The 26471-nt window shown below is 65.9% G+C and carries 28 protein-coding genes, 1 pseudogene and 1 riboswitch; of the genes and pseudogenes, 16 read left to right on the forward strand and 13 right to left on the reverse strand.

From position 1 onward, the window contains the following. The first annotated feature begins 171 nt into the window (after nt 1-171). The 5 genes from BMW90_RS26990 to rimO all read left to right on the forward strand — a co-directional run bounded on the left by BMW90_RS26990 (nt 172) and on the right by rimO (nt 4836). Complete coding sequence (locus BMW90_RS26990; protein WP_048532656.1) at nt 172-387, forward strand: hypothetical protein; 216 nt, start codon at nt 172-174, stop codon at nt 385-387. Then, nucleotides 350-1045: a helix-turn-helix transcriptional regulator gene (locus BMW90_RS09750; protein ID WP_048532655.1), complete on the forward strand. Its 696-nt coding sequence runs from the start codon at nt 350-352 to the stop codon at nt 1043-1045. Before BMW90_RS26990 ends, BMW90_RS09750 begins: the two co-directional genes overlap by 38 nt. 84 nt (nt 1046-1129) lie before the next feature. Further along, a complete protein-coding gene (locus BMW90_RS09755; RefSeq protein WP_074836366.1) occupies nt 1130-1762 on the forward strand; it encodes an acyl-homoserine-lactone synthase in 633 nt (210 codons plus the stop codon). Nucleotides 1763-1894: 132 nt separating this feature from the next. Next, nucleotides 1895-3421, forward strand: a complete 1527-nt coding sequence (locus BMW90_RS09760) for an ATP-dependent DNA helicase (RefSeq protein ID WP_074836368.1) — start codon at nt 1895-1897, stop codon at nt 3419-3421. Nucleotides 3422-3462: 41 nt separating this feature from the next. Beyond that, nucleotides 3463-4836 (forward strand): 30S ribosomal protein S12 methylthiotransferase RimO, encoded by a 1374-nt coding sequence (gene rimO / locus BMW90_RS09765; RefSeq protein WP_048532652.1) that lies wholly within the window; start codon nt 3463-3465, stop codon nt 4834-4836. Here the strand turns inward: rimO and BMW90_RS09770 are convergent. Further along, the gene (locus BMW90_RS09770; protein ID WP_048532651.1) at nt 4833-5291 is read right to left on the reverse strand and encodes a hypothetical protein; all 459 of its coding nucleotides are present in this window, start codon (nt 5289-5291) and stop codon (nt 4833-4835) included. The two genes, rimO and BMW90_RS09770, sit on opposite strands and share 4 nt — an antisense overlap. A gap of 280 nt (nt 5292-5571) precedes the next feature. Between BMW90_RS09770 and BMW90_RS09775 the strand changes: the two genes are divergently transcribed. Continuing rightward, the gene (locus tag BMW90_RS09775; RefSeq protein WP_074836370.1) at nt 5572-6165 is read left to right on the forward strand and encodes a thymidine kinase; all 594 of its coding nucleotides are present in this window, start codon (nt 5572-5574) and stop codon (nt 6163-6165) included. On the opposite strand, the gene BMW90_RS09780 is transcribed toward BMW90_RS09775, so the two are convergent. Then, entirely contained in the window at nt 6162-7352 is a 1191-nt protein-coding gene (locus BMW90_RS09780) for a DUF2254 domain-containing protein (RefSeq protein ID WP_074836372.1), read from the reverse strand. The two genes, BMW90_RS09775 and BMW90_RS09780, sit on opposite strands and share 4 nt — an antisense overlap. Next, nucleotides 7349-7921: a gamma-glutamylcyclotransferase gene (locus BMW90_RS09785; protein WP_074836374.1), complete on the reverse strand. Its 573-nt coding sequence runs from the start codon at nt 7919-7921 to the stop codon at nt 7349-7351. The genes BMW90_RS09780 and BMW90_RS09785 overlap by 4 nt, the downstream gene beginning before the upstream one ends. Nucleotides 7922-8013: 92 nt before the next feature. Between BMW90_RS09785 and BMW90_RS09790 the strand changes: the two genes are divergently transcribed. The 4 genes from BMW90_RS09790 to gcvP all read left to right on the forward strand — a co-directional run bounded on the left by BMW90_RS09790 (nt 8014) and on the right by gcvP (nt 13217). Beyond that, nucleotides 8014-8463, forward strand: a complete 450-nt coding sequence (locus BMW90_RS09790) for an RrF2 family transcriptional regulator (protein ID WP_074836376.1) — start codon at nt 8014-8016, stop codon at nt 8461-8463. A gap of 44 nt (nt 8464-8507) precedes the next feature. Beyond that, nucleotides 8508-8594, forward strand: a riboswitch (glycine riboswitch). Nucleotides 8595-8758: 164 nt separating this feature from the next. Next, nucleotides 8759-9895 carry a glycine cleavage system aminomethyltransferase GcvT gene (gcvT, locus tag BMW90_RS09795; RefSeq protein ID WP_074836378.1) on the forward strand — a complete coding sequence of 379 codons (1137 nt, stop codon included), beginning with the start codon at nt 8759-8761 and terminating at the stop codon, nt 9893-9895. A gap of 18 nt (nt 9896-9913) precedes the next feature. Beyond that, entirely contained in the window at nt 9914-10276 is a 363-nt protein-coding gene (gene gcvH, locus BMW90_RS09800) for a glycine cleavage system protein GcvH (RefSeq protein ID WP_074836380.1), read from the forward strand. A 91-nt stretch (nt 10277-10367) separates the two neighbouring features. Continuing rightward, nucleotides 10368-13217, forward strand: coding sequence for an aminomethyl-transferring glycine dehydrogenase (gene gcvP, locus BMW90_RS09805; RefSeq protein ID WP_074836382.1), 2850 nt, complete (start codon nt 10368-10370; stop codon nt 13215-13217). A gap of 102 nt (nt 13218-13319) precedes the next feature. Here the strand turns inward: gcvP and BMW90_RS09810 are convergent, their stop codons facing one another. From BMW90_RS09810 to BMW90_RS09820, 3 genes are all read right to left on the reverse strand, one after another. After that, nucleotides 13320-14219, reverse strand: coding sequence for an inositol monophosphatase family protein (locus BMW90_RS09810; RefSeq protein ID WP_048532644.1), 900 nt, complete (start codon nt 14217-14219; stop codon nt 13320-13322). Between the two features lie 139 nt (nt 14220-14358). Beyond that, nucleotides 14359-16875, reverse strand: coding sequence for an ABC transporter permease (locus BMW90_RS09815; protein ID WP_074836383.1), 2517 nt, complete (start codon nt 16873-16875; stop codon nt 14359-14361). Beyond that, nucleotides 16872-17564, reverse strand: a complete 693-nt coding sequence (locus BMW90_RS09820) for an ABC transporter ATP-binding protein (RefSeq protein ID WP_048532641.1) — start codon at nt 17562-17564, stop codon at nt 16872-16874. The genes BMW90_RS09815 and BMW90_RS09820 overlap by 4 nt, the downstream gene beginning before the upstream one ends. A gap of 19 nt (nt 17565-17583) precedes the next feature. Here BMW90_RS09820 and BMW90_RS09825 point away from each other — a divergent pair, with 19 nt between their 5' ends. Then, nucleotides 17584-18258, forward strand: coding sequence for an arylesterase (locus BMW90_RS09825; RefSeq protein ID WP_074836385.1), 675 nt, complete (start codon nt 17584-17586; stop codon nt 18256-18258). Nucleotides 18259-18320: 62 nt separating this feature from the next. On the opposite strand, the gene BMW90_RS09830 is transcribed toward BMW90_RS09825, so the two are convergent. The 4 genes from BMW90_RS09830 to BMW90_RS09845 form a co-directional block, all read right to left on the reverse strand. Further along, a complete protein-coding gene (locus BMW90_RS09830) occupies nt 18321-18527 on the reverse strand; it encodes a cold-shock protein (RefSeq protein WP_048532637.1) in 207 nt (68 codons plus the stop codon). Nucleotides 18528-18845: 318 nt separating this feature from the next. Next, entirely contained in the window at nt 18846-20009 is a 1164-nt protein-coding gene (locus BMW90_RS09835) for a geranylgeranyl reductase family protein (protein ID WP_074836390.1), read from the reverse strand. Nucleotides 20010-20075: 66 nt separating this feature from the next. Beyond that, nucleotides 20076-20636: a L,D-transpeptidase gene (locus BMW90_RS09840; protein WP_074836392.1), complete on the reverse strand. Its 561-nt coding sequence runs from the start codon at nt 20634-20636 to the stop codon at nt 20076-20078. 118 nt (nt 20637-20754) lie between these two features. Continuing rightward, a complete protein-coding gene (locus BMW90_RS09845; protein WP_074836394.1) occupies nt 20755-20958 on the reverse strand; it encodes a hypothetical protein in 204 nt (67 codons plus the stop codon). A 162-nt stretch (nt 20959-21120) separates the two neighbouring features. On the opposite strand from BMW90_RS09845, the gene BMW90_RS09850 reads away from it, so the two are divergent. Beyond that, a complete protein-coding gene (locus BMW90_RS09850; protein WP_074836395.1) occupies nt 21121-21543 on the forward strand; it encodes a thioredoxin family protein in 423 nt (140 codons plus the stop codon). A 75-nt stretch (nt 21544-21618) separates the two neighbouring features. After that, complete coding sequence (locus BMW90_RS09855; protein WP_048532629.1) at nt 21619-22101, forward strand: DUF2938 domain-containing protein; 483 nt, start codon at nt 21619-21621, stop codon at nt 22099-22101. Nucleotides 22102-22104: 3 nt separating this feature from the next. Here the strand turns inward: BMW90_RS09855 and BMW90_RS09860 are convergent, their stop codons facing one another. Both BMW90_RS09860 and BMW90_RS09865 read right to left on the reverse strand, forming a co-directional pair. After that, complete coding sequence (locus BMW90_RS09860; RefSeq protein ID WP_244526474.1) at nt 22105-22662, reverse strand: ribosome modulation factor; 558 nt, start codon at nt 22660-22662, stop codon at nt 22105-22107. Between the two features lie 103 nt (nt 22663-22765). Continuing rightward, the gene (locus BMW90_RS09865) at nt 22766-22921 is read right to left on the reverse strand and encodes a DUF3309 family protein (protein WP_048532625.1); all 156 of its coding nucleotides are present in this window, start codon (nt 22919-22921) and stop codon (nt 22766-22768) included. Between the two features lie 186 nt (nt 22922-23107). Here BMW90_RS09865 and yciA point away from each other — a divergent pair, with 186 nt between their 5' ends. Together yciA and BMW90_RS27275 are read left to right on the forward strand one after the other, a co-directional pair. Beyond that, complete coding sequence (yciA, locus tag BMW90_RS09870; protein WP_074836397.1) at nt 23108-23491, forward strand: acyl-CoA thioester hydrolase YciA; 384 nt, start codon at nt 23108-23110, stop codon at nt 23489-23491. Between the two features lie 43 nt (nt 23492-23534). Then, a pseudogene (locus BMW90_RS27275) lies at nt 23535-24015 on the forward strand (REP-associated tyrosine transposase). Nucleotides 24016-24165: 150 nt separating this feature from the next. On the opposite strand, the gene ettA reads toward BMW90_RS27275, so the two are convergent. Continuing rightward, nucleotides 24166-25821: an energy-dependent translational throttle protein EttA gene (ettA, locus tag BMW90_RS09880; RefSeq protein WP_048532622.1), complete on the reverse strand. Its 1656-nt coding sequence runs from the start codon at nt 25819-25821 to the stop codon at nt 24166-24168. A gap of 127 nt (nt 25822-25948) precedes the next feature. Between ettA and BMW90_RS09885 the strand changes: the two genes are divergently transcribed. Further along, nucleotides 25949-26431, forward strand: a complete 483-nt coding sequence (locus BMW90_RS09885) for an MOSC domain-containing protein (protein ID WP_244526475.1) — start codon at nt 25949-25951, stop codon at nt 26429-26431. Nucleotides 26432-26471: the final 40 nt, after the last annotated feature.

Below are 26471 nucleotides of genomic sequence, written 5' to 3' on the forward strand. Positions count from 1 at the left end.
GAGGGCGCCGCGGGCCGCAGTGCGTTTGGAGGCTCGCATGTCTTGTTTCAAATGCTTCGCATTTTCCGCCTCGCTGTTTTGGGGGAGTTGAAATGCGTGAATTTCCTGGAAAGTCGCGTCGTGGTAGAGTTGCTTTAATCCTTCGTTAACCAATCGAAATGAGAGTTAACAATGCAACACGACTGGATACTCGACGTACTGGCCGACCTCAAAACCTTCGCCCTGTCCAACGGGCTGCCGGCCCTGGCCGAACAGCTCGACGATGCGCGCATCGTTGCGATGGCCGAGCAGGCGTCGTGCACGGAGGGGACGGGCATTGGGGTTCGAGGCGGCACAGCCGAAACTGGACATGGTGCTCAGGCGATTGGAGCAATCCGACGCGCTTGAGGCGTTACAGGATTTCATCACCGAGCTGCGCGACGCATTCGGCGTCAATCATCTGGTTTATCACTGGGTCAACGGCAACGGCGACCAATACGGCTGCGGCACCTATGATCCGGCCTGGGTCCAACGTTACCTCGATCAGGGCTATCTGCGGATCGATCCGGTGGTGCTGGGCTGTTTTCAGCGGTTCCACCCGGTAGACTGGAAACAGCTCGACTGGTCATCCAAGGCCGCGCGGGCCTTCCAGAAGGAAGCGATTGCTTACGGCGTCGGAAACCAGGGATATTCGATCCCGATCCGGGGGCCCAACGGGCAGTTCGCGCTGTTTACCGTAAGCCACAGCTGCGACGACGAGGCCTGGGCGGAATTCTGCGTCTCCTCGCGGCGCGATCTCATTCTGGTGGCACATTTCTTCAACCAGAAGGCGCTCGAGTTCGAACCCGGGCGCCTGCCGGAACAGGGACATGCGCTGAGCCCGCGAGAGGTGGATGCGATGACCCTGCTGGCGGTGGGCTACAGCCGGGCGCAGGCGGCCAAAGCGCTGGAGATTTCCGAACACACGCTGCGGGTCTATATCGAATCCGCGCGCTTCAAGCTCGGGGCGCTGAACACCACCCATGCGGTGGCCCGCGCGCTCAGTCGGGGGTTGATCGTTGTCTGAGGGTTAATCCGGGCAACGCTCTGGTCCGGCAGGTTTAACGGCAGAGATCGCAGCCTTCTCTCGAGACACGAGAGGAGAGGCGCGATGATCCGTTACCTTTATGCCGACCAGCTGGCCCGCGAGCCTGCCTTGCAGCACGAGATGTTCCGCGACCGGGCCGATCAATTCGGCCGGAGGCTGGGCTGGAATGTGACGGTGGATAGCCAGGGAGAGGAGCGCGATGCCTATGATGGCGAGCATCCGCTTTACGTGCTCTGGCAGTCGGCCGATGGTGGCCATGGCGGCTCGATGCGGTTTTTGCCAACCACCGGTCGAACCATGGTGAACGATCATTTTTCCCATCTGACCGGCGGCGGGCGGATCGAGAGTCCGCTGATCTGGGAATGCACCCGCTTCTGCCTGTCGCAAGGTGCGGGCGGGCAAGTGGCGGCCGCGCTGATGCTGGCAGGCGGCGAGATCATGCGTAACTTTGGCCTGCGCCATTTTGTCGGGGTGTTCGATGCGCGCATGGTGCGGATCTATCGCCGGATCGGCGCCTCGCCCGAGGTGCTGGGCAGCGCCGGCACCGGTCGGAAGCGGGTCAGCGTCGGGCTCTGGGAATTCTCGGAAGCCGCGCGGGCGCAGGTGGCGACGAGCGCGGGACTTTCGCCGGCGCAATCGGCGCATTGGTTCGACCGGGCCTTTGGCGGCCCGCCACATCTGGCGGTCAGCGCCTGAGGCGGGCAGCGCTTGGGGAACGCTGCTCCCCGACGCGCGGTCGCCCTTCGAGGTAGCTGTGAGCGGAAGAAGCAGGGGAGCGGCGGCTCTATCGCTCTGGTGCTTGTTTGGCGGGGCTTGTAGGGTCCGCGCATGACCTTGCCCGCGCTGAGATTTTCCGAAGACCAGGCCGAAGCCTTTGACCGCGTCAGCGCCGCGCTGCGCGGGGTGGGTGTGGATCTGGATGCGGGCCATGTGGCGCCGCCGCGCGAGGGGCGATCCGGCGTGCTGGCGGTGATCGGCAAGGCCGGCTCGGGCAAGACCTTGCTGCTGGCCGAGCTTTACAAGGCGCTGAAAGAGGCCGGCGTCGATATCGTTTCGGGCGACTGGGAGGGCAAGCGCAAGAAGGACCGGCGCACGCTGGCAATTCTGGCGCCGACCAACAAGGCGGCCAGCGTGCTCAGGATGCGCGGCGTGCCGGCGACGACGATCCACCGCATCCTTTATACCCCGGTCTATGACCCCGAGTACGAGCGCATTGCCGAATGGCTGGCCGGGCAGGGCGAGCGACCCGAGATCGAGGGGCTGACCGAGGCGGCACTGGACCGAGCCCATACCTTCTATCAGTCGAACAATTCGATCCCCGGGGCGCTGGCGGCGGCCGGGCTGCGCGGCTCGGATTTCATCACCGGCTGGAAGCGGCGGGACGAGCCGCTCGACATCGGTTTCGTTGACGAGGCCTCGATGCTGGACGACCGGCAATACGAGGATCTGCGCGAGATTTTTCCTACGCTCTGCATGTTCGGCGATCCGGCGCAGCTGGCGCCGGTCAACCAGTCCGGCACGATGGTATTCGACAAGCTGGCCGAACCGGAAGTTCTGTCGCTGCGCCGCATTCACCGTCAGGAGGCGGACAATCCGATTCTCGATCTGGCGCATGCGCTGGCTGATCCGCAGCTCGAATTCCACGATTTTGAGCGGATGGTGGAGGATAAGGCGCGAGCCGACGAGCGGGTGGTCTGGGGCCAGCGGGTCGAGGTCGATCTGATGGCGCGTTCACCGGTGCTGGTCTGGCGCAATGCCACGCGGATCCGACTGATCAACGCCTTTCGCAAGGTGCATGACGCGCCGGAGGACCGGCTGCTCGAGGGCGAACCGTTGATCTGCGACGGTATCGAGCTGCCATTGAAACACCGCAAGAAGCGGCTCGACCTCGAGGCGCGCGGGCTGATCAAGGGCGCACAGGTGATCTTTCTGGGCGAGGGCAAGCGGCCCGGATTTTCCCGCCTGCACGTGATGGGGGCCGAGGATCCGCGGGTCTCGGCCGCCTCGATCGTCAAGATCGAGATGCTCGACGAGGAAGAGCCCTTTATCCCCTTTGCCGCGCGGATGGGCGCCACCTTCCTGCACGGAGCAGCGGTGACGATCCACAAGGCGCAAGGCTCGCAATGGGATTCGGTGCAGGTCTTTGCCCCCGATCTTTTTGTCGCCGCGCGGATGGGCCGGGTCGAGGCCGGCCAGCCCCTGTGGAAACGTCTGGCCTATGTGGCGATCACCCGGGCGCAGGAACGGCTGATCTGGGTGGTGCGCAACCGCTTGTCAAAGCCCACTTATCCGCTCAGGATCGATGATCTGCCGGTGCCGCAGCAGGCGCTGACCCTGGAGATGCAGGGCGAGTAGCGCCTCTTCCCACGGCCGCCGCGCTCGGCTATAGCGCGCGGATGACATCCAATCCGCCCAACCTCCGCCCCGATCTTGCCCATATGACCCTGCCGGAGGCGCAGGCCCGCCGGGGCGGGCCGACCATCGGCATGGTCTCGCTCGGCTGCCCCAAGGCGCTGGTTGACAGCGAGCGCATCCTGACGCGGCTGCGCGCCGAGGGGTATGGCATCTCGCCGGATTACGCCGGCGCAGATGCTGTGATCGTCAACACCTGCGGCTTTCTCGACAGCGCCAAGGCCGAGAGCCTGGAGGCGATCGGCGAGGCCTTGCAGGAGAACGGCAAAGTGATCGTCACCGGCTGTCTCGGGGCCGAGCCCGAGTATATCACCGGGGTGCATCCCAAGGTTCTGGCCGTCACCGGACCGCATCAATACGAACAGGTGCTGGATGCGGTGCATGGGGCGGTGCCGCCCGATCCCGATCCGTTTGTCGATCTGCTGCCGGCCTCGGGGGTGACGCTGACGCCGCGACATTACAGCTATCTGAAGATTTCTGAGGGCTGCAATCACAAGTGCAAGTTCTGCATCATTCCCGACATGCGCGGGCGGTTGCAGTCGCGGCCGGCGCGCGCGGTGCTGCGCGAGGCCGAGAAGCTGGTCGAGAGCGGCGTCAAGGAGCTGCTGGTGATCTCTCAGGACACCTCGGCCTTTGGCACCGACTGGAAGGACCGCGAGGTCAAGGCGCCGATCCTGCCGTTGGCGCGGGATCTCGGCAGCCTGGGCGCCTGGGTGCGCCTGCATTACGTCTATCCTTACCCGCATGTGCGCGAGCTGATCCCGTTGATGGCCGATCCGGCCAACGGCGTGCTGCCGTATCTCGACATCCCGTTTCAGCATGGCCACCCGGAGGTGTTGAAGCGCATGGCGCGGCCCGCCGCCTCGGCCCGGACGCTGGACGAGATCGCCGCCTGGCGGGCCGATTGTCCCGAGATCACCCTGCGGTCGACCTTCATCGTGGGCTACCCCGGCGAGACCGAGGCCGAGTTCGACTATCTGCTCGACTGGCTAGACGAGGCGCAGCTCGACCGGGTCGGCTGTTTCCAATACGAGAATGTTGCCGGTGCGCGGTCGAACGATCTGCCAGATCATGTGGCGCCCGAGGTCAAGCAGGAACGTTGGGACCGGTTCATGGCGAAGGCGCAGGAAATCTCCGAGGCCCGGCTCGCCGCCAAGGTGGGCAAGACCCTGCCGGTGATCGTCGATGACCTCGACGAAGACGGCATTGCCACCTGCCGCACCATGGCGGACGCACCGGAAATCGACGGCAACCTGTTCATCGACGAAGGGGCCGAGGCGTTGAAGCCGGGCGATATCGTCACCGTCGAGGTCGACGAGGCCGGCGAATACGATCTCTGGGGGCGGCTGACCGCCTAGAGCGAGCCATCCTCGAGGTGCAGCTTCATGTCGATCAGCACCTGTTGCAGGGCGATGGTCTCCTTGAGCATGCGCTTGGCCTCGTTGACGGTGATGATGCCGTCTTCGATCGACTGGGAATATTCGGTCATCAGCATGGCAAAACGCTGGCTCAGCGCCACAACGTCGGCATTCACGCCACCGCTGCGTTCGGCGTTGTCGCGGCGGTTGTCAAACGACAGGGTGATGCCGCGCAGCTCTGACAAGGCGGCGGTGACATGCGGATAGGAGGCGGCCGCCTCGAGCGCGGCCACGGCGTCGACCGGCATGAAACGGTCGGAATGTTCCTCGTGCTCGGAATAATAACGGCCCAGCGTCGCCTTCGACTTGCCGGTCACCTCGCAGGCGGGTTCTATCCCCACGTCCTTTACAAGCGCTTCGGTGTGCTTCTTGAGATAACTTCCGACACTGTCCATGCCCACTCCTGGCTTTGCCGCCTTCGCCCCAGAAGTCGGGGAAATCCCCGACTTTTTTCCCATTACGAGGTTTAGCAGCTTTTGCCATCGATGAAACACCCCAATCGGCTTTCACGCATAACCGGAGGCGCAGCCCCGGCGATGTGAAAAGCGCAACAGCTCTGCCGGTTCGGGCGGCGAAACCGGCAGCCCGATGAGGTGGCGCCCGGCTTGTCTGCGCGGTGGCTTCTGCGGGGCCGGCACTTGCCTCCGTCCCCGCGGCGCGGCATAGCATCGCGCCATGGCCAAGCTCTATTTTCACTATTCCACGATGAACGCGGGGAAATCGACCCTGCTGCTTCAGGCGGCGCACAACTATCGCGAACGCGGCATGGAAATCTATCTGATGACCGCGCAGCTTGACAGTCGCGCCGGCCCGGCGCGCATCGGCTCGCGCATCGGCATCGGCTGCGACGCGGTGACCTATGCGCCGGGCGAGGACCTGCTGGCGCATGTCGAGGCGCGTCTGGCCGAGGGGCCGCTGGCCTGTATCTTTCTCGACGAGGCACAGTTTCTCGAACCGGCACAGGTCTGGCAGCTGGCGCATGTGGTGGATGACCTCAAGGTGCCAGTGATGTGCTACGGCTTGCGGGTGGATTTCCAGGGCCAGCTTTTTCCCGGCTCGGCCACGCTTTTGGCGCTGGCCGACGAGATGCGCGAGGTGCGCACCATCTGCCATTGCGGCAAGAAGGCCACCATGGTGGTGCGGCAGAACGAACAGGGCAAGGTGCTGACCGAGGGGGCCCAGGTCCAGATCGGCGGCAACGAGACCTATGTGAGCCTCTGCCGCAAGCATTGGCGCGCCGCCACCGGCGCGGGGCAGGCGCGCGGCTAGCGGCTTCCGAGTTGATCCCGGATGTCGGCGGCGGCCTTGGCCATGGCGGAATTCGGATGCGCCGAGATCCGGCTGAGCAGCTCGTATATCCGCTGGGTGACGTCGGGGTTGTCGGCGCCATCGCGCGAGATCGGCAGAACGGCGCAATCGAGCAGGGTACGGGCCCGCACCACCGGCAGCGAGACCCGGGCAAAGGTCGGGGTGTAATCCGTTTCGGATTGCGGCTCGTTCGGGACTTCCTCCCAGAGCAGCCGCTCGATCCGGCCGAGCACCTCGATCGCGGTGCCGGGATCGTTGATCCCGGGCGAAAGCGCACGCTGCCCGGTTTCGGCGAGGATGGTGAGCCCCAGCGTCGGATCCTGCTCGAAGGTGCGCACGTCGCCGATGTCGAAGGCGCGGGCGGCACGTGAGCGCAGTTCCGCGTCGCTGCGCGACAGCGTGCCGATGACAGACCCGCGCAGTACGAATTCACCCGGCACGCTGGTGACAAAGACCTGGGAGTCGGTGTCCTCGGCCAGTTCGTTGAGCCGCGCGACATCGATAAAGCGGACATAGCCGCTCTTGCGCGAGCAGATGCTGCCGGCGGTGTCCGGCACGACGTCGTCGTCGAGCATGCGGCGCGCGCCGAGCGAGGGGCGGCGGGCGCGGGCATGCATCGACTCGCGGGCGCGTTTCTCGATGATTTGCAGCGTATGATCCATACTGCCGAGATGTGACAGGTGGTCGATCCAGCGCAGGATCGCCAGCACGATCAGCGTGACGACCACCATGGTGAAGGCAAAGACCACCACGGCGGCATCTTCGGAATAGACCTTGGCGTGAAACAGGATCACCGCGCTCAGGCTGTAGACGAAGCCGCCGACAAAAGTGGCCAGCACCGATTGGGTGATGGTGTCGTCGAGCAGCAGGCGATAGGCGCGCGGCGTCGCCATCGACGAGGCGGCGCGATAGGCCGAGACCATGACGTTGAGCGAAAAGGTCGTCACCGCCAGCATGCCGCTGGCCAGGATCGTCAGCACCGGCAGCACCGCCTCGCGGCCAAGCTGGAGCCGGATGTTTTCCGGGATGAAGGGCGTCAACAGCGGCGCGATTGCCAGCGCCAGAAGCGAGAAGACCGAGATCAGCACCACCCGAACCCAGAGCGTTCGCCAGATGTGCTGGGCCAGGTACAGCAGTTTCGAGATCATGCGAGGCTCATCAGGATACGGGCCCCGGCATCGGTGAGCACATCGCGGACCATCGTGCGCTCTTCGGCGGCCAATACCTGATGGCGCGGATAGCGCGGCATGGCGCGGTCATCGAGGATCGGCGCCTCCCAGCCGTCGGTGGTGGCGACAAAGCCGGTGACACCCTCAACTCCGAAGCGATGCAGATAGCCTTGCAGCACACATTCCAGATAGGACATCAGAATCGGGCTGGCGTCGCTTGGCGGGCGATGACGGTCGGACGGTATGGCATAGATCGCGATATCGAGCGGATGCGGCGCGTCATGGTCGATCTGCGCGCTGGCCGCGATCCGGTCATAGGCGTGTTCGCGTTCGTCGAGCGCGAGCCAGTCGGCGCCCGGCACGGCGGCGATCACCCCGTCGATGGTGCAATCGTTATCCGGCACGGCGGTGAGAAACGACACCGGTCTGAGATCGGTGTGCCGCCACGCGCGGCGCCATCCGCGGGCCCGGGCGAGGCGGATCTGTCGAAAGTCGTGAGTCGCGGTATTGACCAGCGACCCGTATCCGAAAAAAAATGGATCGTTCATGCCATAAAGGTGCCCGCGCAGTGACGGATGTCAAATTCTCCTTTCGAGTTTTGTGGCAGGGTCGCGCCATATTGTTATCGGGGATTAAATCTATGCGTGTTACGAAGCGTACTTATATCGCTATACGTGTATTGATGTATTGCGCCTCCAATTCCGACCGATTGGTGACAAAATCCGAAATAGCAAAGCAGTGCAATTCCTCTGAAAACCATGTGGCCCAAGTGGTCAATCAATTGGGACAGCTCGGTTTTATTGAAACGCACCGTGGCCGGAATGGCGGGCTGGAACTGGCGCGCGCGCCCGCCGACATCCGTATTGGCGAAGTGTTTCGCGCGGTCGAGGCACCGGTGCCGATGTCCGACAGTTTTTCCGCGGCCGACACCAGTTTCCCTTTGGTTGCCGCCCGTCAATTGCGAATTGCGCTGGACGATGCCTATACCGCGTTTTTCGAACAGCTTGACGGGGTCATGCTGGACATGCTGGTCGGCGACAGCAGGCCATTGATGGACATGATTGCGCCGACATCGCCATCGCGCGCTTGAAATTTTTACCATTGTCAATTGCTTGGCCCTTCGCATAAAGTCCCCGCGACTCGACGGGAGAACCGGCCATGCCGGTGCCGAAGGAGCAACCGCCCCGGAAACTCTCAGGCCCCGAGGACCGTCGATGTCGCAAAAATCTGGAGAGATCCCGGCCATGTCCGGGGCGCCGAAGGGATAACGATCTCAGGCAGAAGGACAGATGGGGCATCGCCGGGCTGACCTGTTGGGTCGGTTCATGGGGATGCCGGGATGTATCCGAGCAAGGACACTCCGGCCCGCAACGGGAGATGGATGAGTGTCTGACGAGGATGGGGCGCTGAAGCGCACGCCGCTATATGATCTGCATGTGAGCCTCGGCGCCAAGATGGTGCCGTTTGCCGGCTATGAGATGCCGGTGCAATATCCGCTGGGCGTGCTGAAGGAGCATCAGCACACCCGTGCCCGCGCCGGGCTGTTCGATGTGAGCCACATGGGGCAGGTGGTGCTGCGCGCCAAGACGCCCGAGATGGCCCGCGCCGCGCTGGAACGGCTGGTGCCGGTGGATGTGCTGGGGCTGGCCGAGGGCCGGCAGCGCTATGGGTTTTTCACCAATGATTACGGCGGGATCGAAGACGACCTGATGATCGCCAACCGCGGCGACCACCTGTTTGTCGTGGTGAATGCCGCCTGCAAGGCAGCCGATATCGCGCGGATGCGCGCGGCGCTCGAGCCCGAGGTGACGGTCAAGGAGATCACCACCCGCGCGCTGCTGGCCTTGCAGGGGCCGGCGGCCGAGGCGGTGCTGGCCGAACATCATCCGGGCGTGCGCGAGATGAAGTTCATGGATGTCGAAACGCTGCCGATCGCCGGCGCGGAATGCTGGATCTCGCGGTCGGGCTATACCGGCGAGGACGGCTTCGAGATCTCGGTGCCGGAGGCGGCGGCGGTCGATCTGGCCCGCGCCCTGCTGGCGCATGACGAGGTGGAGGCGATCGGGCTGGGCGCCCGCGACAGCCTGCGGCTCGAGGCCGGGCTGTGCCTCTATGGCCATGACATCGACGCCGACACCACGCCGGTCTCGGCCGGGCTGGTCTGGGCGATGCAGAAGGTGCGCCGCCCCGGTGGCGACCGCGAAGGCGGCTTTCCCGGTGCCGCCGAGATATTCGGCGATCTGGCCGAAAGCACCGCGCAGCGCCGGGTCGGTCTGCGGCCCGAGGGCCGCGCGCCGATGCGCGAGGGTGTGGAGATATTTGCCGCGGAAAGCGGTGGCGAGGCGGTCGGTCGGGTGACATCCGGCGGCTTTGGCCCGACGGTGGGCGGGCCGGTGGCGATGGGCTATGTCTCGACAGCGCTCGCCGCCGAGGGCACGCTGCTTTATGGCGAGGTGCGCGGCAAGCGGCTGCCGGTCAAGGTGGCGAAGCTGCCCTTCGTGGCGCAAGGTTTCAAGAGATAGGTCCAACAGGAGACGACCATGAAATACACCGAAGAACATGAATGGCTCGAGGCCGATGACGACGGCGTGGTAACCGTGGGCATCACCGCGCATGCCGCCGAACAGCTGGGCGACGTGGTCTTTGTCGAACTGCCCGAGGTCGGCACATCGGTCAACAAGGACGACGAGATCGTGGTGATCGAGAGCGTCAAGGCGGCCAGCGACATCCTCGCCCCGATCGACGGCGAGATCGTCGAGGTCAACGAGGCCATCGTCAGCGAGCCGGGCAAGGTGAATGACGATCCCGAGGGCGACGCCTGGTTCTTCAAGATCAAGGCCGAAGAGCTTGGCCAGATGGACGATTATATGGATGAAGCGGCCTACAAGTCCTTTATCGGATAGGCTTTTCCGCCCGAGTGGCTGCGGTTGTTGCGGGCAAGGGCCGCAGCCCTCGGCGGGCAATTTCTTGGCAAGATGAAGCAGGGGGCTTCGCATGACTTTCACACCGACCGATTATCTGCCTTATGATTTCGCCAACCGGCGGCATATCGGGCCTTCGCCGTCCGAAATGGCCGATATGTGCGAGGTGCTGGGGGTGGCGGACCTGGACGCGCTGATCGACGAGACGGTGCCGAAGGCGATCCGTCAGGAGACGCCGCTGAATTTTGGCAAGCCCAAGTCGGAACGCGAGCTGCTGCGCTACATGCGCGAGGTTGCGGCCAAGAACCGGGTGCTGACCTCGATGATCGGCCAAGGCTACCACGGCACGGTGACGCCGCCGGCGATCCAGCGCAACATCCTGGAAAACCCGGCCTGGTACACCGCCTATACGCCCTATCAGCCGGAAATCAGCCAGGGTCGGCTCGAAGCGCTGCTGAATTTCCAGACCATGGTGAGCGATCTCACCGGGCTGGAGGTGGCCAATGCCTCGCTGCTCGATGAATCCACCGCCTGCGCCGAGGCGATGACCATGGCGCAGCGGGTGGCGAAATCCAAGGCCAAGGGTTTCTTTGTCGACCGCGACTGCCATCCGCAGAACATCGCCGTGATGAAGACCCGTGCCGAGCCGCTGGGCATCGAGGTGATTGTCGGCAACCCCGAGAAGCTCGACCCCGAGGCGGTCTTCGGCGCGATCTTCCAATATCCGGGCACCTATGGCCATGTGCGCGATTTCACCGAACAGATGGAGGCGCTGCACGCCGCCAATGCGGTGGGTATCGTCGCCGCCGATCCGCTGGCGCTGACGGTCCTGAAAGAGCCGGGCGCGATGGGCGCCGATATCGCCGTCGGCTCGACCCAGCGCTTTGGTGTGCCGATGGGCTATGGCGGGCCGCATGCCGCCTATATGGCCTGTCGCGACGCCTATAAACGCGCCATGCCGGGGCGGATTGTCGGCGTCTCGGTGGACAGCCATGGCAACCGCGCCTATCGGCTCTCGCTGCAAACCCGCGAGCAGCATATCCGCCGCGAGAAGGCCACCTCGAACGTCTGCACGGCGCAGGCGCTGCTGGCGGTCATGGCCGGCATGTATGCGGTGTTTCACGGGCCCGAGGGGCTCAAGGCGATTGCCCAGCGCATTCACCGCAAGACCGTTCGGCTGGCGCGCGGGCTCGAGGAAGCCGGCTTCAAGGTGGATCCGCAGGCCTATTTCGACACCATCACCGTCGATGTGCGCACGCTGCAATCGGCGGTGCTGAAATCGGCCCGCGACGAGGGCGTGAACCTGCGCCGCGTCGGCGAATACCGGGTCGGCATCACGCTCGACGAATGCACCCGGCCGTCGAACATCGAAGCGGTCTGGCGCGCCTTCGGCATTACCCGCAAGGACGACGACTACACCCCGGTCTACAAGATGCCCGAGGACATGCTTCGGAGTTCGGATTATCTCACCCACCCGATCTTTCACATGAACCGGGCCGAGACCGAGATGATGCGCTACATGCGGCGGCTGGCCGACCGTGACCTGGCACTGGACCGGGCAATGATCCCGCTGGGGTCCTGCACAATGAAGCTCAATTCGGCGGCCGAGATGATGCCGGTGAGCTGGCGCGAGTTTTCCTCGTTGCATCCCTTTGCGCCGGCCAATCAGGCGCTGGGCTATACGCATCTGGTGAGTGACCTGAGCCAAAAGCTCTGTGCCATTACCGGTTACGACGATTTCTCGATGCAGCCCAATTCCGGCGCGCAGGGCGAATATGCCGGGCTGTTGACGATTGCGGCCTTCCACCGCGCCAATGGCGAGGGGCACCGCAATGTCTGCCTGATCCCGATGTCGGCGCATGGCACCAACCCGGCCAGCGCGCAGATGGTCGGCTGGAAGGTGGTGCCGGTGAAATCGGCCAGGAACGGCGATATCGATCTCCAGGATTTCCGCGCCAAGGCGGAGAAACATGCCGAGGCGCTGGCCGGTTGCATGATCACCTATCCCTCGACCCACGGGGTATTCGAGGAAACCGTGCAGGACGTCTGCAAGATCACCCATGAGCACGGCGGTCAGGTCTATATCGATGGCGCCAACCTCAACGCCATGGTGGGGCTGTCACGGCCCGGCGATCTGGGCGGCGATGTCAGCCACCTGAACCTGCACAAGACCTTCTGCATCCCGCATGGCGGCGGCGGCCCCGGCATGGGGCCGATCGGCGTCAAGGCGCATCTGGTGCCGCATCTGCCGGGACACCCGGAGGTGGGCGGCGAAGAGGGGCCGGTGAGCGCCGCGCCTTATGGTTCGCCCTCGATCCTGCCGATCTCCTGGGCGTACATCCTGATGATGGGCGGCGAGGGGCTGACCCAGGCGACGCGGGTGGCGATCCTGAACGCCAATTACATCGCCAAGCGGCTGGAAGGGGCCTATGACATCCTCTATCGCGGGCGCGGCGACTGGGTGGCGCATGAATGCATCATCGACACCCGGCCCTTTGCCGAGAGCGCGGATGTCACGGTCGACGACATCGCCAAGCGGCTGGCAGATTGCGGTTTTCACGCGCCGACCATGTCCTGGCCGGTGGCCGGGACATTGATGGTGGAACCGACCGAGAGCGAGACCAAGGCCGAGCTGGACCGGTTCTGCGATGCGATGCTGGCGATCCGCGAAGAGATCCGCGAGATCGAGGAGGGCCGGATGGACCGCGCCAACAACCCGCTGAAGAACGCGCCGCATACGATGGAAGACCTGGTGCGCGAGTGGGACCGCCCCTACAGCCGCGAGCAGGGGTGTTTTCCACCCGGCGCCTTCCGGGTGGACAAGTACTGGCCGCCGGTGAACCGCGTCGACAACGTCTTTGGCGACCGCAACCTGGTGTGTATCTGCCCGCCGATGGAGGAATATGCCGAGGCGGCGGAGTAGCGGCCGGCTCGGCCACGGCCCGGGCCCGGAACAAGGCCGCAGGCCGCCGTCGGCCCGGCTTGTCTGAGGGCGCGGTGGGGGGAAACCCTACCGCGTCTGTTCCTATTCCTCGTCGGAAAGCGTTTCGCTCTCGGGCTTCGGCCCGAGCAGGAAACCAAGCTCGTCGGCCACGGTCTTCCAGGTGGCCTCGGAGCCGGCGCAGAGCAAATAACCCTCTTTCTCGGCGGCGGAATACTCTCGGCCGTCAAGGAAACCGACATGCCCGCCGGCCTTCTGGCAGAGCAGCACGCCGGCGGCATGGTCCCAAGGCGTCATCTTGCACGACAGCACGAAATCGCAATGGCCCTCGGCCAGCAGTCGGTATTCATGCGCCGAACAGCGCAGCGCGTCGGGCCGTCCGATCTTGGGATAAAGCGCCGCGACCAGCGGCTGAACCTCGGCCGGCATCAGCTTCATGTGGATGTAGCCGACCATCTCCGACAGCGGCTTTGCGTCGGCGGTGGAGAGCGTGCGGCGGCGGCCGCGCGGGCCGGTCCAGGTGGTCAGGCTGTCCTCGTCGGCCACCACCACGTCATCGTTGAGCGGGTCGTAGATCATGCCATAGACCGGTTTGCCAAACCGTGTCGCCGCCACCATCGTGCCGAAGAGCGACAGCCCATGGGCGAAATTCCAGGTGCCATCGACCGGGTCGATCAGAAAGCCCAGTTCGGCATCGCCCAGGGCGTCGAGGATCCTGGGATCGCGCGACGCCGCCTCTTCTCCGACGATCACCGCCGAGGGAAAGGCCATTTGCAGCCCACGGGTGATCATAGCCTCGGCCGCTTCGTCGGCGGCGGTGACGAGATCGAGCTTGGACGTCTTTTCGGACACCTCCGAGGGATCGAGCGCCCGAAACCGCGGCAGGATCTCGGCCTTGGCGGCGCGGCGGACGAGGTTCAGAAGCGAGGTTTTCTGCGCGCGCGTCAGCGGCGCGTGCACGGCCATGGGCAGGTTGTCCGACATGGGAACTCCGAGTCATTGGGGTTGCGCAGGGTGTGCCAGCCCACGGGAGAGGGATCAAGTGCAGGATTGGCGCAGCTCGGCCTGTACGGGCGCGGGCCAGGGGCGGTGGAGCGGCGGCTGAAGGGGTTCCGGGCGCGCCTCACTCGCGCGCCCGCAGCACCCGCGCCGGACGGGCCGCCAGCGGCCGCCAGGCAAAGCCGAGGCTGGCCAGCAGCGTGGCCAGCACCCCGCCCAGCACGATCAGCAGCGCCGAGGACCATTGTACCGCGAAATCCACCTCCATCAGATAGGTCATCACCGCCCAGCCCCCGGCCACCCCGGCCCCCAGTGCCACCAGCCCTGCCGCCGCGCCGAGCAGCGCGGCGCGCAGGGCGAAACTTTGCAGGATGCGGGCGCGGGCCGCCCCCAGGGTCTTGAGCACTGCCGCCTCGTAGGTGCGGGCCTGTTCGCCCGCCGCCGCCGCGCCGATCAGCACCAGGAAGCCGGTCAGCAGCGTTGCCGCCGCGCCCCAGGCGGTGGCCTGGGCAATGCCGCCCATGATCTCGGCCACCCGGTCGACGGCGTCGCGCACGCGGATCGCGGTGATATTTGGGTAGGTCGAGGTGAGATCGCGCAGGATCGTCGCTTCGGCCGCTTCTTCGGCATAGACCGTCGAGATGAAGCTGTGCGGCGCGGCCTCGAGCGCGGCCGGGTTCATCGACATCACAAAGCCGATCCCGGCGGTCGAGAAATCCACCTCGCGAAACGAGGCGATGGTTGCGGTGATGTCGCGGCCCAGGATGTTGACGGTGATATCGTCGCCAAGATGCAGGCCGATCTCGGCCGCTTCCTCGGCGGCAAAGCTGACCAGCGGCGGGCCGGCGTAGTCGGGTTCCCACCAGGTGCCGGCGGTGAGCGTCGTGTCCTCGGGCAGGGCGGCGGAATAGGTCACCCCCCGGTCGCCCCGGATCACCCAATGATCGCCGGCCACCTCGCGCGCGGGTTGGCCATTGATCCGGGTGATGATGCCGCGCAGCATCGGCGCGCTCTGCACCTTGCTCACCGCGGGGTCGTCGCCGAGCCGGGCGCGGAAGCCCGGCATCTGGTCTTTCTGGATGTCGACGAAAAAGAACGAGGGCGCCACGTCGGGCAGGTCTGTCTGGATCGCGGCGCGCATGTTGCCTTCGATCTGGCCGACCGCGGCCAGCACCGACAGCCCGAGCCCCAGCGAGAGCACGGTCGAGGCGGCACCTTCCTGAGCGCCGGAGATCGCCGAAAGGGCCCAGCGCAGCGCCGGCCGGTGGCGCGCAGCGCGGCCCGACCGGCGGGCGGCCCAGCGGATCAGCGCGGCGGCCAGCGCCAGCACGGTGAGCGCCACGAGGATGCCGCCGGCGGTCCAGAGTGTCAGCATCGACGAGCCGGAAAACAGCGCCGCCGCGCCCAGCAGAGTGGCGATCAGCGCGAGGATCACCAGCACATGCGGCCAGCGCGGCAGCAGGCCGGCACTGCCCAGGGCATCGCGGAACAGCGCGGCCGGGCGGATCTCTTCGGTGCGGGCCAGCGGCCAGAGGGTAAAGATCAAGGCGGTGAGGCCGCCGTAAAGCGCCGCCTCCAGCAACGGGCCGGGGTGGATGGCAAAGACCGCCGGCACCGGCAGCAGCGCTTGCAGCAGCGGTCCCAGGGCCAGCGGCACCAGCGCGCCGAGGGTGAGCCCCAGCGCAATGCCCAGCAGGCTCAGCGCGCCGATCTGAAGGAAGTAGGTGAGAAAGATCACCTGTCGCGTGGCGCCCAGCGTGCGCAGCGTGGCGATGACCGAGGTCTTGGAGGCCAGATAGGCGCGCACCGCCGCCGAGACGCCGACGCCGCCCACCGCCAGCCCCGACAGGCCGACGAGGATCAGGAAACTGCTCAACCGGTCGACAAAGCGTGCGATCCCCGGCGCGCCGTTGCGGGCGTCGCGATAGCGCCCGCCGACTTCGGTGAAGCGGTCTCTGGCCTCGGATTGGAAACTGTCGAGATCTGTGCCGGCGGGCAGGGTCAGACGGTAATGGGTTTCGAAGAGCGTGCCGGGCTGAAGCAGGCCGGAGTTTGCCAGCGCCTCGGTGCGCACCAGGGTGCGGGGTCCGAGCGCAAAGCCGCCGCCGGCATCATCCGGCTCGAGCGCGATCAAGGCAGAAAGCGTGAAGGTCTCGGTGCCGAGCTGGAAATCGTCGCCAGGCGAGAGGGCCAGCCGTTCGGCCAGAACCGGGGCCATGACGGCACCGGTGCCTGCCAGCGCCGCATCCAGCGGCATCGGCGGCTCGAGCGTGACCGCGCCGATCAGCGGATAGGCGCTGTCGACGGATTTCACCTGGGTCAGGGCGCGTTCGGTGCTGTCGTTACGGTCGACCACCACCATCGAGCGGAAATCGGTGATCTCGGATACCTTCGTGGCGCGATCCTGCATCCAGGCGCGTTCCTCGGGCGTGGCAAAGCGGTAGGTGAAGCGCAGCTCGGCGTCACCGCCGAGAAGCTCGGCGCCTTTCTCCTCCAGCCCCAGCGCGATCGAGGTGCGCACCATGCCGATGCCGGCAATCGCGGCGACACCCAGCGCCAGGCAGGCGAGGAAGATGCGGAAGCCGCGCAGGCCTCCGCGCAGTTCGCGCCGGGCAAAGCGGGCGGCCGTGGTGAGGCTCATTCCGCCGCCTCGCGGGCCTGTGCGTCGATCCGTCCGTCGCGCAGCCGCACCACGCGGTCACAGCGCGCGGCCAGCGAAGGGGCATGAGTGACCAGCACAAGTGTCGCGCCATGGCGGTCGCGGAGATGGAACAGCAGATCCATGATCGCGCCGCCATTGGCCTCGTCGAGGTTGCCGGTGGGCTCATCCGCCAGCAGGATGTGCGGCCGTGGCGCCGAGGCCCGGGCCAGCGCCACCCGCTGCTGTTCGCCGCCCGACATCTGTGCGGGATAATGGCCGGCGCGATGGCCGAGGCCCACGGTCTCGAGCTCGGCCTCGGCGCGCTCAAAGGCGTCGCGGTGGCCGGCCAACTCCAGCGGCGTGGCGACGTTTTCCAGCGCCGTCATTGTCGGGATCAGATGAAAGCTCTGAAACACCACGCCCATGTGATCGCGCCGGAAACGCGCCAGCGCATCCTCGTTCATCGCGCCGAAATCTTCGCCCAGGGCCGTGACGCTGCCGCCGGTGGCGCGCTCCAGCCCGCCCATCAGCATCAGCAGCGAGGATTTGCCCGAGCCCGAAGGGCCGATGAGGCCGATCGAGGCGCCTTTGGCGACATCAAGCGAAATACCATGCAGGATCTCGACCCTGCCGGCATTGCCATCGAGCGCCAGATGCACATCTTTAAGCGACAGGACGGGATCAATCATGCAAAGGGCCTTTCGGGCAATGTATCAGCTTTTCACATATGGGGTATGCGCGCGGTTGAGCAAGGCGTGCGCAATTGTTTTGACGCTGGCGGCGCCGGCGGCGGCGGAAGAACTCGAGATCCTGGCGCTGGGCGACAGTCTGATCCAGGGCTACGGGCTGATGGCCGATGAGGGGTTTGTGCCGCAGATGCAGGATTGGCTGGAGGCGCAAGGCCATGATGTGACGCTGATAAACGGCGGCGTGTCGGGCGACACAACCGCCGGCGGCCTGGCGCGGGTTGAATGGAGCCTGAGCCCCGGGGTGGACGCGATGATCGTGGCGCTGGGGGGCAACGACGTGCTTCGCGGGCTCGATCCGGCGGTGTCGCGGGACAACCTCGACGGGATTCTCAGGGTGGCGGCGGCGCGCGAGATGCCGGTGCTGCTTGTGCCGATGCGGGCGCCCGGCAATTACGGGCCCGACTACAAGGCGGCGTTCGACGGCATGTATGCCGATCTGGCGGCCGAGCATGGCGCGCTGGAGGCGCCGGCGTTCTTTGACATCCTGCTGCCGGACGGGGGCGATCCTTCCGGCGCCGCGGATCTGATGCAGGGCGACGGCATCCATCCCAATGCGGAGGGTGTGGCGCGGATTGTCGAGGGGATCGGCCCGCATGTGGAACGGCTGATCGCGGAGGTTCCGGGCGAGTCCTGAGCTTGGAAAGCAAAAAGCCCCACCGGATGGCGGGGCCTTTCCATTTCTTCGAGGCAGAAGCCTTAGGCCAGCGCGATGTTCTCGGCGGCTTCGCGGCCGTCACGGCCCGGCTTGATGTCAAAAGTGACTTTCTGGTTGTCGGCGAGGCCGGTCAGGCCCGAGCGCTCAACGGCCGAGATGTGCACGAACACGTCTTTGCTGCCGCCGTCGGGTGCGATGAAACCAAAGCCTTTGGTGGTGTTGAACCATTTCACAGTGCCAGTGGCCATGTGTCTACTCCTAGTGTTACTGCCCGCGGAATTGCGGCAGGTCGGCTTAGTCAGTGCAGATCGAAGGACTGAGCCGTAGAGGAGCAGCGGTCGATAGATAACTTCGCAAGAAAGATATGCGGGGAAGCGGGCGCCATTTCAAGGGGAATTCTTCGCAATCTGCCGGGGCGTCGGCAAGGTCACGCCGGGGCAGGCGGGCCGGCCGATGGCGCGATGAAACCCCGGCGCGACCCCCGGTGTGCTGCGCCCGAGGCGGACCGCCTGAGGCCGAGCAGACGATGACGGAGGCGGCTCAGTTCCGGAGCGATCGCAAGGGTTTCAAGGGGAATCGCCTTGAACTTTCGCGCTGCCGAGTGCGCGCATCAGATAGTTGGGCAATCGCCGCACCAGCGCGCGCATCAGATCGGGATATTCGATCTCGCCGCCCAGAAGCCGCATGTAATCGTGGCGCAGATGACCGGACTTGCGCACCGCCCGGACGAATCCGGTCTTGAACGGCCCCCAGTAGAGCAGCAGGCGCACCATGTTGGCGTGGCGCATGGCGGTGAGAATCGGCCGCAGCCGCTGGCGGTAGAGCCGCAGCGCCGCATCCGGCTCGTGACGGGCCAGCGCGTCGCGCGCCGCGAGGGCGGCAAGCTGGCCGGATTTCATCGCATAGGCGATGCCTTCGCCGGTGACCGGATCGACCAGCCAGGCGGCATCGCCGGCCAGCAGCACGTTGTCGCGCCCGGGTGCGCGGCGGGCCTTGCCGAAGGGCAGGTACTGGCCCTTGACGCGGGTTTCGGCCGGCACGTCCAGATCGGCCATATAGGCGCGCATGATCGTCTTGAGATCGGGATTGCGGCTGTGCACGCCGCCCACGCCCACCGTGTGGCTGCCACTTTTCGGGAACGACCAGCCGTAACCCCAGTTCGCCGCCCCCATGTCGATGCGCAGCGGGGCGTCGGCGGGCAGGGCGGGGCCCTCGGCCTCGAGCGCAAAGCCGATGCGGGCCGGGTCGAACGGCCGGCCAAAAAGCGCGCGGGCGGTGGCGCTGGTGACGCCATCGGCGCCGATCACCACCGGCGCCTCGAGCCGGGTGCCATGGGCCAGCGTCACGCGGCCGGCCTCGGGCGCCAGTTCGGCGATCCTCGTGCCGGTGAAATCCTCCGCGCCGGCGGCCAGGGCAAGCGCCACAAGATGGGCGTCGAGCGACAGGCGCATGGTCAGGTAGACCGGCGGGATATCCTCGATCACGCCAAGCTTTTCGCCGAAACCATAGAGGGTTACCGCAGATTTGCTGTCAAAGGTCTCGGGCAGATCGGTCTCGAAAATCTCGCGATAGTACCGCGCCGCGCGGCCGGTGAAACCGCCGCCGCAGAGCTTGTCACGCGGAAAGCGCGCCTTGTCGACCAAGGCGGTGCGCAGCCCGGCGCTGGCAGCGGTGCGGGCGGCGGCGGCGCCGGCAGGGCCCGCGCCGATGACGATAACATCGAACAACATGCGCGCTCTTTCCCCGCTGGCCTGCCCATGGTCAAGGGGCAAAACGAAACCACGCGGCGCCCCGGATCAGAGCACGGTGACCGTGGTGCCGAGGGGGATGCGCGGATAGAGATCCATCACGTGGTCATTGGCCATGCGGAAACAGCCGTTCGAGGCCGCCTTGCCGATCGAGGCGAGATTGTCGGTGCCGTGGATGGCGGCAAAGGTGTTCACGCCGTTCTGGAACAGGTACATCGCCCGCGCGCCCAGCGGATTGCCCGGCCCGCCGGGCTGGACGTAATCGTTGCCCTTGAAGCGGCCATAGGTCTGCGGCTCGCGTTCGATCATCGCGTCGGTGGGGCGCCACGTCGGCCATTCCTTCTTGGCCTGGATCACGCCGGTGCCCGAAAATTCCAGCCCGGTGCGCCCAACGCTGATGCCGTAGCGCAGCGCTCGGCCGGGGTCTTCGATGAAGTAGAGAAAGCGCGATTTCTGCAACACCACGATCTGGCCCGGCGCCATGTCGGCCCGGACGCGCACATATTGCGGTGCGAATTTCGGATCGAGTCGGACCTGGGCCCGGGCAAGCGACGGCAGGGCCAGGGCAGCGGCGGCAGTGCCGAAAAAGGCGCGGCGTGAAATCCTCATATGTCCCTCCAGCGATGAGCAAAAGAATCATATGGCAGGCCCCCGGCAAGCGGGAGTCAGGAATCCGTTACTCCGGGCAGGCGTCGGGCCGGCGTGGGCCGGGGGCAACGTTTGGCTCTCAGGCGGTGACGGGGTCGGTGCCGGCAGCGTCCTCGCTCTGCCGGCGAGGCCGGGCCGCGAGGGTTGCGACGGCGGGAACGATCAGGCCGAGCGCGAGGTAAAGCTCGAGCGCCATGGTGGCGCTCATTCCGAAGACCAGCCAGCCGAGCAGACCGGTCAACGCCCCGAGCGTACTGCCGCAGATGAGTGCGATACTGGCCATAACGGTCTCCTGTCCCTCTGGATCGGACCAAGTAGGCGCGGAAATTGGGGCGGCAATGCGGCACCTTCTGTGCAATTTCGGGCACGGGCCGGCCGGGGCTTGCCGCCAGAGCGCGCCGCCCCCAGATAGGCGCAAGCACGAAATCAAGGACAGGTTGGTGATATGACGGCACGGAAACTGACATGCCTCGACTGCGGACAGGTGAACAAGGTGCCCGAGGCGCGGCTTGACGCCGGGCCGAAATGCGGCACCTGCGGCGCCCGGCTGATGCCGGGCAAGGCGGTGGCGATCGACCTGGCCACCCTGCGAAAGGCGGCGCGCCATGACGAGGTGCCGCTGGTCGTGGATTTCTGGGCGCCCTGGTGCGGGCCCTGCAAGATGATGGCCCCCGAGTTCGACCGCGCGGCCGGCCAGGCCGGCACCCGGGCGCGGTTGGTCAAGCTGAACACCCAGGACGAGGCGCAGGCGGCCGGGGCCTACAACATTCGTGGCATTCCGACGATGATCCGGTTTCATCGGGGCCGCGAGGCGGCGCGTCAGTCGGGCATGATGAAGTCAGAACAGATCCTGCGCTGGATCGGCTGACCCGCCGGTCGCTTTTTCTTGCAGGTCGCGGCGGCTTCTGCGAGCGTCGCGGCGCGCAAGGCAGGAGTGACAGTGATGAGTGAATTGATCTGGGCCGGTATCGTCATGGGGCTGGGCGGCACGTTGGCGATGGACATCTGGTCCGAGGTTCTGGCCCGCGGCTTCGGACAGCCGCGCCCGGCCTGGGGGCGGATCGGCCGCTGGGCGGCACAGCTTCCGGCCGGGCAGGTCTTTCACGACGATATCGGCGCGGTTGCTCCGGTGCGCCGCGAAGAGGCGCTGGGCTGGGGTGTGCATTATTTCGTGGGGATCGCTTATGGCGTGATCTTCGCGCTGCTCGCCGGCGCGGCCTGGCTGGATGCGCCGAGCTTCCTGCCGCTGTGGATTTTCGCGATTGTCACCGTCGGAGCCGGCTGGTTCCTGTTGCAGCCCGGCATGGGGCTCGGGTGGGCCGCCGCCCGCACGCCGAACCCCTGGAAGGTGCGGCTGATGGGCCTCGTCGGCCATACGGTCTTTGGCCTCGGCATGTATGCGGTGGCGCTTCTGGCGGCGCCCTGAGGCTCAGCGCTCCGAGGCCGGCCGCAGCGGCGCGGCGCGGGTGTCCTGTTCCTGCGCCTGCATCCAGCCGTTTTCCCAGGATTGATGGTCGACGGTGTTCTCGGAATAGGGGTTGGCCTGGAACGAGATGCCCTCCTGCCGGGCAATGTAGCCTTCGTCATAAGAGCCCATCCGCGGGTCCATGCCGGCGGAATGATGTGCCGTCTTTTGCAGGTGCTCGGCGAACTCGCGGTATTTCACCAGCACGGTCTGGTCGAGCCCGTCGGGGTAATCCTCGAACGCCTGCCGGCCGCGATCCGTCAGGTGCAGGGCACCGTCTTCTCCGGCCTCGAGAATGCGCGCGATGCGCAGGTGGTCGAGCTGGCGGGCGAGTTTGACCCTTCGTTCGTCCTCGGGCAGGCCGGGCGGTTTGCCGGCCTGGCGAAACAGCGCGTCGAGCCGGTCGGAACAGCTGTCGAGGGTCACCGGCCCCTTGGCGGCGGCGTGCAGGATGAGCGCCGTCAGACTGGCGGTGCTGAGCAGGGGGTAATCATTGTCGAACATGCGATATGGTGTCCTCATGGTCGGGCTCCCTGTGGGTCAGCCTAGGCGCAGAGGGCTTCGGGGTAAAGGGGCGGGAGAGGCCGCCCGGGGCGGCCTCGGCCTTTCGGAAGGATGACAGGCCTCAGACCTGGCCCATCAAGAGCAGCACGATCAGCACCACCAGCACGACGCCGAGGATGCCCGAGGGGCCGTAGCCCCAGCTGCGGGAATGGCCCCAGCGCGGCAGCGCGCCGATCAGGGCAAGGATCAGGAGGATGACGAGAATGGTATAGAGCATGGCGCGGGTCTCCGGGGTGGCGGGTCAAGGGGGCGGGGGCTTTGCGTCCCGTCCCGGTCTGAGGCGAACGCGCGGTTCCGGCCTTTGGTTCCGCCGGCAGACCGGGGGCCGGCGCGCCGGTGCTGGGCAGGGGCGGCGGCGTGGTGTAGCCTTGGCCGACAAAGCAGCCAGCAGGGGCAGGACGACATGACAGAGACGACAGACGGGCCGGACGGCGAGCTGACCCTGCGAACGCTGGCGATGCCGGCGGATACCAATGTGTCGGGCGACATCTTCGGTGGCTGGGTGCTGAGCCAGATGGACATCGCGGCGGGCATCGTCGCCGGCGAAAAGGCCCAAGGTAGGGTGGCGACCATTGCGGTGGACGCGATGAAATTCATCCGGCCGGTCAAGGTGGGCGACGTGCTCTGCGTCTATTGCCAGATCACCCGGGTCGGTCGGAGCTCGATGGCGATCGACGTCGAGGCCTGGGTCCGCCGCGAACGCATCGGCGGGCGCGAGAAGGTGACGGAGGCGATCTTTACCTTCGTGGCGATCGATGGCGAGGGACGGCCGCGTGAAGTGCCGTAGGGTGTTCACCCTCCATTAACCCGGTCGGGGCCAGGCTTGGCGGATGCCGAATTACATCCGACCGAAGATTTCCGGCGCGACCGTATTCTTTACCGTGGCGGTGGCAGAGCGGAGGGGGACGATCCTGACCGACCACATCACGGTGCTGCGCGAGGCTGTGCGCAGGACGCGGGAAGACCGCCCATTCCGGATCGACGCGTGGGTGGTGTTGCCGGATCACCTGCATGCGGTCTGGACATTGCCAGCAGGGGATTGCGAATTCTCAACCCGGTGGAGCCTGATCAAGGCGCGGTTTTCACGAGCGGTGCCGCTCGGGTCTCGTCGGAGCAGCCACAGGGCCCGGCGGGAACGGGGCATCTGGCCGGCGGTTCTGGGAGCATCACCTTCGCGGGCCACGGGATTGCGCGGCGGCGGTCGGTTATTGTCATATGAACCCGGTCAAGCACGGGTGGGTGACCGATCCGCTGGATTGGCCGTTTTCGTCGGTGCATCGCGCGCGCCGGATGGGTCACGACGTCACGTAGGGTGCGCATTCACTGCGCACCGGTGTTTGGTTGGCCGAAGCGGTGCGCAATAAATGCGCACCCTACGCGGTTCCGACACGCGCCCGTCAAGGAAAAGTGGTCGCAACAGAAACGGGGGCGCCCTGCGTTTCCACAAAGACGTTTCTATTTTTACCGCGAAAACTTCTTGTGTTTCAGACGTTTCGGTTCCAGCGCATCGGCGCCCAGCCGGCGTTTCTTGTCTTCTTCGTAGTCCTCGAAGTTGCCCTGGAACCATTCCACATGCGCCTCGCCCTCGAAGGCCAGGATATGGGTGCAGATCCGGTCGAGGAAGAAACGGTCGTGCGAAATCACCACCGCGCAGCCGGCGAAATCCACCAGCGCGTCTTCCAGCGCCCGCAGCGTCTCGACGTCGAGATCGTTGGTCGGTTCGTCGAGCAGCAGCACGTTGCCGCCTTCTTTCAGAAGCCGCGCCATGTGCACGCGGTTGCGTTCCCCGCCCGAGAGCAGGCCCACCTTCTTCTGCTGGTCGCCGCCCTTGAAGTTGAACGAGGAGCAATAAGCGCGGGAGTTCACCTGGGCATCGCCCAGCTGAATGATCTCGGCGCCGCCGGTGATCGCCTCCCAGACGGTGTCGTCCGCCTTCAGATCGTCGCGTGACTGATCGACGTAAGACAGATCGACGGTGTCGCCATAGGTGATTTCCCCCACGTCGGGCGTTTCCGCGCCGGTCAGCATCTTGAACAGCGTCGATTTGCCGGCGCCGTTGGGGCCGATCACCCCGACGATGCCGCCGGGCGGCAGCGAAAAGGTGAGGTCTTCGATCAGGAGCTTGTCGCCCATGGCTTTTTTCAGCCCCTCGACCTCGATCACCTTGCCGCCGAGGCGCGGGCCGTTGGGGATGACGATCTGGGCGCGGGTGATCTTTTCGCGCTCGGACTGGCCCGCCATCTCTTCATACGCCTGAATCCGCGCCTTGGACTTGGCCTGCCGCGCCTTGGCGCCCTGACGCATCCATTCCAGCTCGCGCTCGAGCGTTTTCTGCTTGGCCTTGTCCTCGCGGGCCTCCTGGGCCAGGCGCTTGGCCTTCTGCTCCAGCCAGGCCGAGTAATTGCCCTCGTAGGGGATGCCGCGGCCACGGTCGAGCTCGAGGATCCAGCCGGTGATGTCGTCAAGGAAATAACGGTCGTGGGTGACGATCAGGATCGTGCCCTTGTAGTCGATCAGGTGCTGTTGCAGCCAGGCGATGGTTTCCGCGTCCAGGTGGTTGGTCGGTTCGTCGAGCAGCAGCATCTCGGGCGCTTCCAGCAGCAGCTTGCAGAGCGCGACGCGGCGTTTCTCACCACCCGACAGCGTGGTCACGTCGGCATCGTCCGGCGGGCAGCGCAGCGCCTCCATGGCGACGTCGATCTGGCTGTCGAGATCCCAGAGGTTCTCGCTGTCGATCTGGTCTTGCAGCGCGGCCATCTCGTCGGCGGTCTCGTCCGAGTAGTTCATCGCCAGCTCGTTGTACTTGTCGAGGATGGCCTTTTTCCCCGCCACGCCCAGCATCACGTTGCCGCGCACGTCGAGCGACGGGTCGAGCTCGGGCTCCTGCGGCAGATATCCCACCTTGGCGCCCTCGGCGGCCCAGGCCTCGCCGGTGAAATCCTTGTCGAGCCCGGCCATGATCTTGAGCAGGGTGGATTTACCGGCGCCGTTGACGCCGACCACACCGATCTTGACCCCGGGAAGAAAGCTGAGACGGATGTTCTCGAAGCATTTCTTGCCGCCCGGATAGGTCTTGGACACGCCGTCCATGTGGTACACGTACTGATAAGCCGCCATTGCTCGCCCCTTGGTTTGCTTGCAGGGCTAGATAACGGGGCACGGGGCGAGGTGCAATTGGCATTGGCGAAATCGGGCCGCGCGCAGGGCCGGGCCTCGCATCGGCCGGCCCAGGGTGCGGCGGGCAATGGAGGGCGAGATGGAGCGGATGGCGGAACTGATCGCGCGATATGCGCGGCCCGGGCGGGTCGAGTGGATCGGCGTCCGGCCGGAGCGGCGCGGCGCGATGCGGGCGCTGGAGACCGTCGAAGTGACCGAAGCCGGGCTCGCCGGCGATCACGGGCGGGCCGGCAAACGGGCGGTCACGCTGGTCCAGGCCGAGCATCTGGCGGTGATCGGGGCGTTCCTCGGCCGCGACGCGGCGCCGGCGGAGGCGCTGCGGCGCAATCTCGTGGTCTCGGGTATCAACCTCGCCGGGCTGCGGGGGCGGGCGGTGGCGCTGGGCGGGGCGCTGCTCGAATTCACCGGTCCCTGTGCGCCATGCAGCCGGATGGAGGCGGCCTTCGGCCCCGGCGGTTATGCGGCGGTGCGCGGACATGGCGGCATGACGGCCCGGGTCTTGCAGCCCGGACCGGTCGCCCTGGGCGATGCGCTGCGGCCAATCGATTGACAAACCTGTGTCACTTCCCTGACATGAGCGCGTTTTGACC

Source organism: Marinovum algicola (assembly GCF_900109145.1).
Classification (GTDB): domain Bacteria; phylum Pseudomonadota; class Alphaproteobacteria; order Rhodobacterales; family Rhodobacteraceae; genus Marinovum; species Marinovum algicola.

Coding starts and splice junctions, on each gene's coding strand:
- BMW90_RS09860 (WP_244526474.1), bottom strand. CDS start 22,662: ATGAGGACACCATATCGCATGTTCGACAATGATTACCCCCTGCTCAGC.
- BMW90_RS09780 (WP_074836372.1), bottom strand. CDS start 7,352: ATGATCTCGAAACTGCTGTACCTGGCCCAGCACATCTGGCGAACGCTC.
- BMW90_RS09770 (WP_048532651.1), bottom strand. CDS start 5,291: ATGGACAGTGTCGGAAGTTATCTCAAGAAGCACACCGAAGCGCTTGTA.
- BMW90_RS09810 (WP_048532644.1), bottom strand. CDS start 14,219: ATGTCGGACAACCTGCCCATGGCCGTGCACGCGCCGCTGACGCGCGCG.
- BMW90_RS09855 (WP_048532629.1), top strand. CDS start 21,619: ATGAGTGAATTGATCTGGGCCGGTATCGTCATGGGGCTGGGCGGCACG.
- BMW90_RS09885 (WP_244526475.1), top strand. CDS start 25,949: ATGGAGGGCGAGATGGAGCGGATGGCGGAACTGATCGCGCGATATGCG.
- rimO (WP_048532652.1), top strand. CDS start 3,463: ATGACATCCAATCCGCCCAACCTCCGCCCCGATCTTGCCCATATGACC.
- BMW90_RS09750 (WP_048532655.1), top strand. CDS start 350: ATGGTGCTCAGGCGATTGGAGCAATCCGACGCGCTTGAGGCGTTACAG.
- BMW90_RS09845 (WP_074836394.1), bottom strand. CDS start 20,958: ATGGCCAGTATCGCACTCATCTGCGGCAGTACGCTCGGGGCGTTGACC.
- BMW90_RS09835 (WP_074836390.1), bottom strand. CDS start 20,009: ATGTTGTTCGATGTTATCGTCATCGGCGCGGGCCCTGCCGGCGCCGCC.
- gcvH (WP_074836380.1), top strand. CDS start 9,914: ATGAAATACACCGAAGAACATGAATGGCTCGAGGCCGATGACGACGGC.
- BMW90_RS09865 (WP_048532625.1), bottom strand. CDS start 22,921: ATGCTCTATACCATTCTCGTCATCCTCCTGATCCTTGCCCTGATCGGC.
- BMW90_RS26990 (WP_048532656.1), top strand. CDS start 172: ATGCAACACGACTGGATACTCGACGTACTGGCCGACCTCAAAACCTTC.
- BMW90_RS09820 (WP_048532641.1), bottom strand. CDS start 17,564: ATGATTGATCCCGTCCTGTCGCTTAAAGATGTGCATCTGGCGCTCGAT.
- BMW90_RS09760 (WP_074836368.1), top strand. CDS start 1,895: ATGACCTTGCCCGCGCTGAGATTTTCCGAAGACCAGGCCGAAGCCTTT.
- ettA (WP_048532622.1), bottom strand. CDS start 25,821: ATGGCGGCTTATCAGTACGTGTACCACATGGACGGCGTGTCCAAGACC.
- BMW90_RS09825 (WP_074836385.1), top strand. CDS start 17,584: ATGTATCAGCTTTTCACATATGGGGTATGCGCGCGGTTGAGCAAGGCG.
- yciA (WP_074836397.1), top strand. CDS start 23,108: ATGACAGAGACGACAGACGGGCCGGACGGCGAGCTGACCCTGCGAACG.
- BMW90_RS09840 (WP_074836392.1), bottom strand. CDS start 20,636: ATGAGGATTTCACGCCGCGCCTTTTTCGGCACTGCCGCCGCTGCCCTG.
- BMW90_RS09755 (WP_074836366.1), top strand. CDS start 1,130: ATGATCCGTTACCTTTATGCCGACCAGCTGGCCCGCGAGCCTGCCTTG.
- BMW90_RS09775 (WP_074836370.1), top strand. CDS start 5,572: ATGGCCAAGCTCTATTTTCACTATTCCACGATGAACGCGGGGAAATCG.
- BMW90_RS09815 (WP_074836383.1), bottom strand. CDS start 16,875: ATGAGCCTCACCACGGCCGCCCGCTTTGCCCGGCGCGAACTGCGCGGA.
- BMW90_RS09830 (WP_048532637.1), bottom strand. CDS start 18,527: ATGGCCACTGGCACTGTGAAATGGTTCAACACCACCAAAGGCTTTGGT.
- BMW90_RS09790 (WP_074836376.1), top strand. CDS start 8,014: ATGCGTGTTACGAAGCGTACTTATATCGCTATACGTGTATTGATGTAT.
- gcvP (WP_074836382.1), top strand. CDS start 10,368: ATGACTTTCACACCGACCGATTATCTGCCTTATGATTTCGCCAACCGG.
- BMW90_RS09785 (WP_074836374.1), bottom strand. CDS start 7,921: ATGAACGATCCATTTTTTTTCGGATACGGGTCGCTGGTCAATACCGCG.
- BMW90_RS09850 (WP_074836395.1), top strand. CDS start 21,121: ATGACGGCACGGAAACTGACATGCCTCGACTGCGGACAGGTGAACAAG.